Consider the following 12,100-nt stretch of genomic DNA (forward strand, 5'->3'; position numbering starts at 1 on the left):
TTACATCGCAGCGGTGGCGGCCGGCAGCGCCGCCCCGCTGCGCTGGCTGAACCGCTGCTTCTTGCGATAAGCGAACACGTCTTCCACATGCCCCTCGCGGATGCGCTGCTGCAACCCGCGCCAATACTCCGCGGTAAACAGATCGCTGTGCAGCTCCTCAAACACCTGCCGAATGCGCCGATCGCCGCACAGGAAGTGGCGGAACTCTTCCGGGAACACGTCGTTGGGCGCGATGCTGTACCACGGCTCGCTGGCCAGCTCGTCCTCCGGATAACGCGGCGGCGGAATGTCGCGGAAGTTGACCTCGGTCATGTAGCAAATCTCGTCGTAGTCGTAGAACACCACCCGCCCGTGGCGCGTCACGCCGAAGTTCTTGAACAGCATATCGCCGGGGAAGATATTGGCGGCGGCCAACTGCTTGATCGCATTGCCGTACTCTTCAATCGCATCGCGCATCTGCTGGTCGTTGGCCTGCTCCAGATACAGGTTCAGCGGCGTCATGCGCCGTTCCATATACAAATGTTTGATCACGATGCGATCGCCGAGATCTTCCAGCTTGCCCGGCACTTCACGCCGCAACTCCGCCAACAGCTCAGGGCTGAGACGCGCCTTGTCGACGACGAAATTTTCGTACTCCTGGGTATCCGCCATGCGCCCGACGCGATCGTGCTCTTTCACCAGCTGATAGCAAGCCATCACCTGCGCCTGCGTCACCTCTTTTTGCGGGGCGAACTCATCCTTGATCACTTTAAACACCCGATCGAAGGACGGCAGGGTGAACACCAGCATCACCATGCCCTTCACCCCCGGCGCGATGATAAATTGCTCCTGCGACTGCGCCATAAAGGTCAGGTATTCGCGATAGCATTCGGTTTTACCGTGCTTCTGGCAGCCGATCGCCATGTACAGCTCGGCGGTGGTTTTGCCCGGCAGGATCTCGCGCAGCCACTCCACCATCGCCGCCGGCAGCGGCGCGTAGACCATGAAATAAGAGCGGGCGAAGCCGAAGACAATGCTGGCCTCGGCCTTTCCGGTCAGGCAGGCATCGATAAACAGCGCGCCCGACTCGCTGTGGTGGATCGGGAGCAAGAACGGATAAACACCGTCGGCCAGGCGCAGCTTGCCGACCAGCCAGGCGGCCTTGTTGCGATAGAACAGTTCGTTGGCTATCTGGAAGGTTGCGCCCGCCAGCTGCGGTGCGCTGAAGGCGCGTTGCAGCGCCTGAGTGATGTCGCGAATATCGCGCGCCAAGTCCTCCCACGGCAGCCGCAGCGGCAGATCGCTCAGCACGCTGCGCAGCATCGCCGGCAGATCGCCATTGGGGGTAAAATCGCGCGCCAGCGGACGCGGTATGTCGCGAAAGCGCCGTTCCGGCTGCGAACTGAAGACGAACAGCTTGTCCGGCGTCAGATCGCGGTGCTTGAACAGCCGGCAATAGACCGAGTTAAAGAAGCTTTCGGCGATCTCGAAACGCGGATAGTCCGGCAGCAGGTCGATATAAACCGCTTTAACCCGGCTGGGGAAGTCGGCATCGAAGTATTTCTGCCCGGTGATGCATTTGAGCTGCTCCACCACCAGGCCGACGTGATGGTCATACAGATGGATGCGCTTTTTCATCGCCTGCTGCACCGCCGGCCAGTCCGCCTGCTCGAAGCGCTGCTGCGCGCCGGCGGTCACTTCCAGAAAGCGGCCGTACTGCGCATCGAAGCCCTGCAGGATCGTCTGTGCGATCAACAACTCCAGTTTTGCCGCCATCCTTACCCCCGCCAGAAAAAGAAGCCTGCGCATGCAGGCTCCGGGTGAAACGTCTTCAAGCTTGCCGCATCAGAACTGCTGTTCTTCCGTCGAACCGGTCAGCGCGGTGACCGAAGAGGCGCCGCCCTGAATGACGGTGGTGACCTTGTCGAAGTAGCCGGTACCCACCTCCTGCTGGTGCGACGCGAAGGTGTAACCGCGATCCACCGCGGCGAACTCCGCCTGCTGCACCTTCTCGACGTAGTGTTTCATCCCCTCGCCCTGCGCATAGGCGTGCGCCAGGTCGAACATGTTGAACCACATGCTGTGGATGCCCGCCAGCGTGATGAACTGATACTTGTAGCCCATGTCCGACAGCGCCTGCTGGAAGCGGGCGATGGTCTGGTCGTCGAGGTTCTTCTTCCAGTTGAACGATGGCGAGCAGTTGTAGGCCAACAGCTTGCCTGGATATTTGGCGTGGATGGCGTCGGCGAAGCGCTGGGCGGCATCCAGATCCGGCGTTGAGGTTTCGCACCACACCATATCGGCGTAAGGGGCATAGGCCAGGCCGCGGCTAATCGCCTGTTCGACGCCGGCATGGGTGCGGAAGAAGCCTTCCGCCGTACGCTCGCCAGTGACGAAGGCGCTGTCATACGGATCGCAGTCAGAGGTCAGCAGGTCGGCCGCATCGGCGTCGGTACGGGCGATCACCAGCGTCGGCACGCCGAGCACGTCGGCCGCCAGGCGCGCGGCGACCAGTTTCTGGATCGCTTCTTGCGTCGGCACCAGCACTTTGCCGCCCATATGGCCGCATTTCTTCACCGCCGCCAGCTGATCTTCGAAGTGCACCCCGGCGGCGCCGGCGGTAATCATCGCTTTCATCAGCTCAAAGGCGTTCAACACGCCGCCGAAGCCGGCTTCCGCATCGGCGACGATCGGCAGGAAGTAATCGGTGTAGCCTTTGCTGCCCGGCTCAATCTGGTTCGCCCATTGGATCTGATCGGCGCGGCGGAAGGTGTTGTTGATGCGCTCGACCACCTTCGGCACCGAGTCCACCGGATACAGCGACTGGTCAGGGTACATGGCCGCCGCGCTGTTGGCGTCAGCCGCCACCTGCCAGCCGGACAGGTAGATAGCCTCAACGCCGGCTTTGGCCTGCTGCAGCGCCTGGCCGCCGGTCAGCGCACCCAGGCAGTTCACGTAGCCTTTGCGCGCCTTGCCGTTCAGCAACGCCCACAGTTTGGCGGCGCCGTTTTGCGCCAGGGTGCATTCCGGGTTGACCGAACCGCGCAGGTTGATCACGTCTTCGGCGCTATAGGGGCGGGTAATGCCTTCCCAACGGGCCGATTTCCATTCCTGTTCCAGCTGCTGGATCTGTTGAGAGCGAGAGGTAGACATAATTTTTATCCTTTCAGTCATGTAGGGTTGATTGGGAAAATTCAGGCCAGCAGCTCATAGCCGGGCAGCGTCAGGAAATCGATTAATTCATCTTGCGTGGTGATGCGCTCCATCAGGCGCGCCGCCTCTTCGAACCGGCCGGCGTTAAAGCGCGCTTCCCCTACTTCTTCACGCACCACCAACATCTCTTCTTGCAGCATCTGGCGGAACAGCGCCTTGGTGACCGGGCGCCCGTCGTTCAGGCTCTTCTCGTGGTGGATCCACTGCCAGATAGACGTGCGGGAGATCTCCGCCGTCGCCGCATCCTCCATCAAACCGTAAATCGGCACGCAGCCGTTGCCGGAGATCCAGGCTTCAATGTACTGCACCGCCACGCGGATATTGGCGCGCATCCCTGCTTCGGTGCGTTCGCCGTCGCACGGTTCCAGCAGCTGTGCGGCGCTGATCGGCGCATCCTGCTCACGCAGCACGTCCAGCTGGTTTTGACGATCGCCCAATGCGTTGCCGAACACCTCCATCACCGTGTCCGCCAAGCCCGGGTGCGCCACCCAGGTGCCGTCGTGGCCATTGTTGGCCTCCAGCTCTTTGTCCGCCCGTACCTTGTTCAGCACCCAGGCGTTTTTTTCGGCGTCTTTGCTCGGGATAAACGCCGCCATGCCGCCCATGGCGAAAGCGCCGCGCTTATGACAGGTTTTGATCAACAGGCGCGAATAGGCGCTGAGGAAAGGTTTTTCCATGGTCACCGACTGACGATCCGGCAGCACGCGATCGCCGTGGTTCTTCAGCGTTTTGATGTAGCTGAAGATGTAATCCCAACGGCCGCAGTTCAGACCGACGATGTGATCGCGCAGGTGATACAGGATCTCGTCCATCTGGAACACCGCCGGCAAGGTTTCGATCAGCACGGTCGCCTTGATGGTGCCGCGCGGCAGATCGAAACGATCCTCGGTAAAGCTGAAGACATCGCTCCACCAGGCCGCTTCCTCCCAGGACTGGGTTTTCGGCAGGTAGAAATACGGGCCGCTGCCCTTGGCCAACAGCTGGCGATAGTTGTGGTAGAAGTACAGCGCGAAATCGAACAGGCCGCCGGGGATGGCTTCATCACGCCACAAGACGTGTTTCTCCGGCAGGTGCAAGCCGCGCACGCGAGCGATCAACACCGCCGGATTCGGTTTCAGCTGGTAGATCTTGCCGGCTTCATTGGTGTAGGAGATGGTGCCGTTAACCGCATCGTGCAGGTTGATTTGACCGTCAATGACTTTGTCCCAGCTTGGCGCCAGCGAGTCTTCGAAGTCCGCCATAAACACTTTTACGTTGGCGTTCAGCGCATTGATCACCATCTTGCGCTCGACCGGCCCGGTGATCTCGACCCTGCGGTCACGCAGGTCTTGCGGAATGCCGCGGATTTGCCAGTCACCTTCACGAATGGAAGCGGTTTCCGAAATAAATCCCGGCAGTTCACCGCGATCGATATTTTGTTGCCAGCGGACACGCGCCGCCAGCAGCTCGTTGCGCCGCGGCGTGAATTTCCCCACCAGGTCCGCCAGGAATTCAACCGCTTCATCCGTTAACACCTGGCGCTCCGCTGCGGCGAAACCCTGAGTAAACCTTAATTCCGTGCCTGCTATCTGTTGCGTCATGACCTTGCTCCTTCCCATCGTTGCGCCCGCGCGACCGGCGCATTTTCATCAGAAATCACTGTGGATCAGGGCGGATGAAACGATCCTCAACTGGTCAGATCTCATCCCGATAGCTCTAAGAATACTCAACAAAAAATAAAAATCAAAAACCATTTCCATTTTATTATTAAATATTTTATTAACACTTTATTATCAATTAGTTAGGGTAAATAACACGGTCAACAGGTAAGGAAATCGGTTCCAATAGAATTGCAAAGACGGACTAACGCTTTGTTAGGCAATGGTTTTTTAGGAAAATTGACGGGTAAAAAGAGGATCGGGCAGAGGATGAGCAGTGCGGCGGCCTCGATTCAGCCGCCGGCAGGCAGAAAAGATCAGTCGAGCGTCGGATTCATATGGCGCAGATCGTAAGGCGTGATCTGGTAGACGTAATAGTTGAGCCAATTGGAAAACAGCAGGTGGCCATGGCTGCGCCAGGTGGCTTTCGGTGTCAGTGCGGGGTTGTCATCGGGGAAATAGTTGAGCGGTACGGCAGGATCGAGGCCAGCTTCGTTGTCGCGACAATACTCTCCTGCCAGGGTCAACGTATCGTATTCCGGATGGCCGGTGACGAACGCCAGGCGCTTATCCCTGCTGGCGAACAGGTAGGCGCCGGCCTGCTCGGATTCGGCCAGGATGTCCAGGTCGGTATATTGGCGAATCACCTCGGTCGGGAAATCGGCATAGCGTGAATGCGGCGCCAGGAAGCTTTCGTCGAAGCCGCGCGTCAGCAACGCATGCTGCTGTAGCGTTTGGTGCGGATAAACCCCGGAGAGCTTCACCTCGCGCGTCATCTTGGGAATGCCGTACAGAATATTCAACGCCGCCTGTACCGCCCAGCACACGAACAGCGTGGAGGTAACGTGGTTCTTAGCCCAGTCGATCACCCGTTCGATCTGCGGCCAGTAGGCAACATCGCAGAAATCGACCAGCCCCAGCGGCGCGCCAGTGACGATCAAACCATCGAAGTTCTCATTCTGAATATCCTCGAAGTCGCAGTAGAAGTTATTCAGATGCTCGGCCGGCGTATTCTTCGATTCGCGGCTGTCGATGCGCAGCAGCTGGATATCAATCTGCAGCGGCGAGTTGGAAAGCAGGCGCAGAAACTGGTTTTCCGTTTCGATCTTCTTTGGCATCAGGTTAAGGATCAGCACTTTCAGCGGCCTGATTTCCTGTGTTTTTGCCCGCGAGGATGTCATCACGAAGACATTCTCACCGCGCAAGAAATTGACCGCAGGTAACTCATCAGGAACACGAATCGGCATTGCTTAACCCTCACACATCCATTTATACGTTTAGACTTCTAGATGCCCGAAGATAGCGTTTTTTTCCGTCGCTGTCGAGCATTCAGCGGAAAGGTGAAAATGTTTCATTGCGCGAACTGCGTCAGGATCTTTGGCAGGGAGGATGAGAGGTACTGAAAGCAAAAAGGCCATCCTTTCGGATGGCCTCTTGGCTTATTTGGTGCTTGGCAGTGTCCTACAGTATTCGTCTCATCCTGAGACTCTCCCCTGCGGGGCCGCCGCAAGCGGCGTTAAGGCCCGTTCCCGACGGGCCTTTCGCATGCCCATGCTCGAGCAGAACACCAAATAACAGACAAAACAAAAAGCCCCATGCTTTCGCATGAGGCTTGTTGTTTTATTTGATGCTTGGCAGTGTCCTACTCTCGCATGGGGAGACCCCACACTACCATCGGCGCTACGGCGTTTCACTTCTGAGTTCGGCATGGGGTCAGGTGGGACCACCGCGCTATTGCCGCCAAGCAAATTCTTTTTTTCTGCCGAACTTCTAAACCCACTTTAAATAAAGTGGTGCTGATACCCAGAGTCGAACTGGGGACCTCACCCTTACCAAGGGTGCGCTCTACCAACTGAGCCATATCAGCACGCTTAATTTGATGCCTGGCAGTGTCCTACTCTCGCATGGGGAGACCCCACACTACCATCGGCGCTACGGCGTTTCACTTCTGAGTTCGGCATGGGGTCAGGTGGGACCACCGCGCTATTGCCGCCAGGCAAATTCTGTTTCATTCCAACCGTCTCACTTCCGTGAAGCCATCAGAACCAATCTCGGAACTTCGCTGAAAATCTCTCTAAAAAACACCTTCGGTGTTGTAAGGTTAAGCCTCACGGATCATTAGTACTGGTTAGCTCAATGCATCGCTGCACTTACACACCCAGCCTATCAACGTCTTAGTCTTAAACGTTCCTTCAGGGGCCTTAAAGGCCCAGGGAAGACTCATCTTGAGGCAAGTTTCGCGCTTAGATGCTTTCAGCGCTTATCTTTTCCGCACTTAGCTACCGGGCAATGCCATTGGCATGACAACCCGAACACCAGTGGTGCGTTCACTCCGGTCCTCTCGTACTAGGAGCAACCCCTCTCAATCTTCCAACGCCCACGGCAGATAGGGACCGAACTGTCTCACGACGTTCTAAACCCAGCTCGCGTACCACTTTAAATGGCGAACAGCCATACCCTTGGGACCTACTTCAGCCCCAGGATGTGATGAGCCGACATCGAGGTGCCAAACACCGCCGTCGATATGAACTCTTGGGCGGTATCAGCCTGTTATCCCCGGAGTACCTTTTATCCGTTGAGCGATGGCCCTTCCATTCAGAACCACCGGATCACTAAGACCTACTTTCGTACCTGCTCGAGCCGTCACTCTCGCAGTCAAGCTAGCTTATGCCTTTGCACTAACCTCACGATGTCCGACCGTGATTAGCTAACCTTCGTGCTCCTCCGTTACTCTTTGGGAGGAGACCGCCCCAGTCAAACTACCCACCAGACACTGTCCTCACCCCAGATTATGGGGCCGAGTTAGAACATCAAACATTAAAGGGTGGTATTTCAAGGATGGCTCCACGCAGACTGGCGTCCACGCTTCAAAGCCTCCCACCTATCCTACACATCAAGGCTCAATGTTCAGTGTCAAGCTATAGTAAAGGTTCACGGGGTCTTTCCGTCTTGCCGCGGGTACACTGCATCTTCACAGCGAGTTCAATTTCACTGAGTCTCGGGTGGAGACAGCCTGGCCATCATTACGCCATTCGTGCAGGTCGGAACTTACCCGACAAGGAATTTCGCTACCTTAGGACCGTTATAGTTACGGCCGCCGTTTACTGGGGCTTCGATCAAGAGCTTCGCCTTGCGGCTGACCCCATCAATTAACCTTCCAGCACCGGGCAGGCGTCACACCGTATACGTCCACTTTCGTGTTTGCACAGTGCTGTGTTTTTATTAAACAGTTGCAGCCAGCTGGTATCTTCGACTGGCTTCAGCTCCATCCGCGAGGGACTTCACCTACATGCCAGCGTGCCTTCTCCCGAAGTTACGGCACCATTTTGCCTAGTTCCTTCACCCGAGTTCTCTCAAGCGCCTTGGTATTCTCTACCTGACCACCTGTGTCGGTTTGGGGTACGATTTAATGTTACCTGATGCTTAGAGGATTTTCCTGGAAGCAGGGCATCAACTACTTCTGCACCGTAGTGCATCGTCATCACGCCTCAGGGTTAGTATGCAACCGGATTTACCAGGTCACACCCCCTACACGCTTAAACCGGGACAACCGTCGCCCGGCTAGCCTAGCCTTCTCCGTCCCCCCTTCGCAGTAACACCAAGTACAGGAATATTAACCTGTTTCCCATCGACTACGCTTTTCAGCCTCGCCTTAGGGGTCGACTCACCCTGCCCCGATTAACGTTGGACAGGAACCCTTGGTCTTCCGGCGAGCGGGCTTTTCACCCGCTTTATCGTTACTTATGTCAGCATTCGCACTTCTGATACCTCCAGCAACCCTCACAGGCCACCTTCAACGGCTTACAGAACGCTCCCCTACCCAACAACGCCTAAGCGTCGCTGCCGCAGCTTCGGTGCATGGTTTAGCCCCGTTACATCTTCCGCGCAGGCCGACTCGACCAGTGAGCTATTACGCTTTCTTTAAATGATGGCTGCTTCTAAGCCAACATCCTGGCTGTCTATGCCTTCCCACATCGTTTCCCACTTAACCATGACTTTGGGACCTTAGCTGGCGGTCTGGGTTGTTTCCCTCTTCACGACGGACGTTAGCACCCGCCGTGTGTCTCCCGTGATAACATTCTTCGGTATTCGGAGTTTGCATCGGTTTGGTAAGCCGGGATGGCCCCCTAGCCGAAACAGTGCTCTACCCCCGAAGATGAGTTCACGAGGCGCTACCTAAATAGCTTTCGGGGAGAACCAGCTATCTCCCGGTTTGATTGGCCTTTCACCCCCAGCCACAAGTCATCCGCTAATTTTTCAACATTAGTCGGTTCGGTCCTCCAGTTAGTGTTACCCAACCTTCAACCTGCCCATGGCTAGATCACCGGGTTTCGGGTCTATACCTTGCAACTATTCGCCCAGTTAAGACTCGGTTTCCCTACGGCTCCCCTATACGGTTAACCTTGCTACAAAATATAAGTCGCTGACCCATTATACAAAAGGTACGCAGTCACACCACGAAGGTGCTCCCACTGCTTGTACGTACACGGTTTCAGGTTCTATTTCACTCCCCTCGCCGGGGTTCTTTTCGCCTTTCCCTCACGGTACTGGTTCACTATCGGTCAGTCAGGAGTATTTAGCCTTGGAGGATGGTCCCCCCATATTCAGACAGGATGTCACGTGTCCCGCCCTACTCATCGAACTCACGACCTGTGCATTTTAGTGTACGGGGCTATCACCCTTTGCTGCGCGACTTTCCAGACGCTTCCACTAACACACAAGCCGATTCAGGTTCTGGGCTCCTCCCCGTTCGCTCGCCGCTACTGGGGGAATCTCGGTTGATTTCTTTTCCTCGGGGTACTTAGATGTTTCAGTTCCCCCGGTTCGCCTCATGCCACTATGTATTCATGACATGATAGTGTGTCGAAACACACTGGGTTTCCCCATTCGGGTATCGCCGGTTATAACGGTTCATATCACCTTACCGACGCTTTTCGCAGATTAGCACGCCCTTCATCGCCTCTGACTGCCTAGGCATCCACCGTGTACGCTTAGTCACTTAACCTCACAACCCGAAGATGTTTCCATCGTTCGTGCTGCAAACATTTGAGAGACTCTATGACAGGTTACTCTTTATCCCAGTACATCTACGGAGGGATAAATTTCAGCCGTCATGTTTCAATTTTCAGCTTGTTCCAGATTGTTAAAGAGCAATATCTTAAACATGACTCGCAAGTCATCTTTAAGATTTTTTCGGTTATCGCTAACCGGTGATAATGTCTTTCACTCATTATCGGAATGGCGTCCCCAAGGGGATTCGAACCCCTGTTACAGCCGTGAAAGGGCAGTGTCCTAGGCCTCTAGACGATGGGGACCCGAAATTGACTTATCGAATCACCGATTCGATAATTTCGGGTAAAGGTGAGATTTTTCGTGAAAAATCGAGCGCCATTGTCGTTTGTCACTGCACTGGACAGTCACAAATCTCCCGGCACTTACCTATACCACAAGGTTTTGTTTGCTCATTACTTTTCATCAGACAATCTGTGTGAGCACGCCACTCGAATCAATATCTTTAGGTAAGGAGGTGATCCAACCGCAGGTTCCCCTACGGTTACCTTGTTACGACTTCACCCCAGTCATGAATCACAAAGTGGTAAGCGCCCTCCCGAAGGTTAAGCTACCTACTTCTTTTGCAACCCACTCCCATGGTGTGACGGGCGGTGTGTACAAGGCCCGGGAACGTATTCACCGTAGCATTCTGATCTACGATTACTAGCGATTCCGACTTCATGGAGTCGAGTTGCAGACTCCAATCCGGACTACGACATACTTTATGAGGTCCGCTTGCTCTCGCGAGGTCGCTTCTCTTTGTATATGCCATTGTAGCACGTGTGTAGCCCTACTCGTAAGGGCCATGATGACTTGACGTCATCCCCACCTTCCTCCAGTTTATCACTGGCAGTCTCCTTTGAGTTCCCGGCCGAACCGCTGGCAACAAAGGATAAGGGTTGCGCTCGTTGCGGGACTTAACCCAACATTTCACAACACGAGCTGACGACAGCCATGCAGCACCTGTCTCAGAGTTCCCGAAGGCACCAAAGCATCTCTGCTAAGTTCTCTGGATGTCAAGAGTAGGTAAGGTTCTTCGCGTTGCATCGAATTAAACCACATGCTCCACCGCTTGTGCGGGCCCCCGTCAATTCATTTGAGTTTTAACCTTGCGGCCGTACTCCCCAGGCGGTCGATTTAACGCGTTAGCTCCGGAAGCCACGCCTCAAGGGCACAACCTCCAAATCGACATCGTTTACAGCGTGGACTACCAGGGTATCTAATCCTGTTTGCTCCCCACGCTTTCGCACCTGAGCGTCAGTCTTCGTCCAGGGGGCCGCCTTCGCCACCGGTATTCCTCCAGATCTCTACGCATTTCACCGCTACACCTGGAATTCTACCCCCCTCTACGAGACTCTAGCTTGCCAGTTTCAAATGCAGTTCCCAGGTTGAGCCCGGGGATTTCACATCTGACTTAACAAACCGCCTGCGTGCGCTTTACGCCCAGTAATTCCGATTAACGCTTGCACCCTCCGTATTACCGCGGCTGCTGGCACGGAGTTAGCCGGTGCTTCTTCTGCGAGTAACGTCAATTGATGAACGTATTAAGCTCACCACCTTCCTCCTCGCTGAAAGTGCTTTACAACCCGAAGGCCTTCTTCACACACGCGGCATGGCTGCATCAGGCTTGCGCCCATTGTGCAATATTCCCCACTGCTGCCTCCCGTAGGAGTCTGGACCGTGTCTCAGTTCCAGTGTGGCTGGTCATCCTCTCAGACCAGCTAGGGATCGTCGCCTAGGTGAGCCATTACCCCACCTACTAGCTAATCCCATCTGGGCACATCTGATGGCAAGAGGCCCGAAGGTCCCCCTCTTTGGTCTTGCGACGTTATGCGGTATTAGCTACCGTTTCCAGTAGTTATCCCCCTCCATCAGGCAGTTTCCCAGACATTACTCACCCGTCCGCCGCTCGTCACCCAGAGAGCAAGCTCTCTTGTGCTACCGCTCGACTTGCATGTGTTAAGCCTGCCGCCAGCGTTCAATCTGAGCCATGATCAAACTCTTCAATTAAAAGCTTGATTTGCTTCCACTCGAGAAGCGATGCTCAAAGATTTACTGCATGAATTTTACTTCAGTTAGTCACTCTTCAAGACTTGATATTTTTTTGCATCCGAAGATGCTGGATATCGTCTTGTGGAGTGCCCACACAGATTGTCTGATAAATTGTTAAAGAGCAGTGAGTTAGGCGCTTTCGCTTGCTAACTCGAGGTGGCGTATAT

4 protein-coding genes, 2 tRNA genes and 4 rRNA genes are annotated in these 12,100 nt (G+C 55.4%); all 10 read right to left on the reverse strand.

Going from position 1 to position 12,100, the window contains the following annotated elements; genetic code table 11:
• On the reverse strand, positions 1–1,755 hold the full coding sequence (aceK, locus tag GUC32_RS22355; protein ID WP_142591247.1) for a bifunctional isocitrate dehydrogenase kinase/phosphatase: 1,755 nt from the start codon (positions 1,753–1,755) through the stop codon (positions 1–3).
• Positions 1,756–1,824: 69 nt separating this feature from the next.
• Positions 1,825–3,132, reverse strand: a complete 1,308-nt coding sequence (gene aceA, locus GUC32_RS22360; protein ID WP_025304483.1) for an isocitrate lyase — start codon at positions 3,130–3,132, stop codon at positions 1,825–1,827.
• A 41-nt stretch (positions 3,133–3,173) separates the two neighbouring features.
• A complete protein-coding gene (gene aceB, locus GUC32_RS22365; protein ID WP_025304484.1) occupies positions 3,174–4,772 on the reverse strand; it encodes a malate synthase A in 1,599 nt (532 codons plus the stop codon).
• A gap of 374 nt (positions 4,773–5,146) precedes the next feature.
• Positions 5,147–6,076, reverse strand: a complete 930-nt coding sequence (metA, locus tag GUC32_RS22370; RefSeq protein ID WP_063988506.1) for a homoserine O-succinyltransferase — start codon at positions 6,074–6,076, stop codon at positions 5,147–5,149.
• 382 nt (positions 6,077–6,458) lie between these two features.
• A 5S ribosomal RNA gene (rrf, locus tag GUC32_RS22375) occupies positions 6,459–6,574 on the reverse strand.
• 46 nt (positions 6,575–6,620) lie between these two features.
• Positions 6,621–6,696: transfer RNA gene (locus tag GUC32_RS22380), tRNA-Thr, on the reverse strand.
• 14 nt (positions 6,697–6,710) lie between these two features.
• Positions 6,711–6,826, reverse strand: a 5S ribosomal RNA gene (rrf, locus tag GUC32_RS22385).
• 100 nt (positions 6,827–6,926) lie between these two features.
• A 23S ribosomal RNA gene (locus GUC32_RS22390) occupies positions 6,927–9,834 on the reverse strand.
• A gap of 234 nt (positions 9,835–10,068) precedes the next feature.
• Positions 10,069–10,144, reverse strand: a tRNA-Glu gene (locus tag GUC32_RS22395).
• Positions 10,145–10,349: 205 nt separating this feature from the next.
• A 16S ribosomal RNA gene (locus tag GUC32_RS22400) occupies positions 10,350–11,891 on the reverse strand.
• The 16S, 23S and 5S rRNA genes sit together here with 2 tRNA genes alongside, the layout of an rRNA operon.
• Positions 11,892–12,100 lie beyond the last annotated feature (209 nt).

Origin of the sequence: Serratia sp. NGAS9, from assembly GCF_009905295.1 — a bacterium.
Taxonomy (GTDB): domain Bacteria; phylum Pseudomonadota; class Gammaproteobacteria; order Enterobacterales; family Enterobacteriaceae; genus Serratia; species Serratia bockelmannii.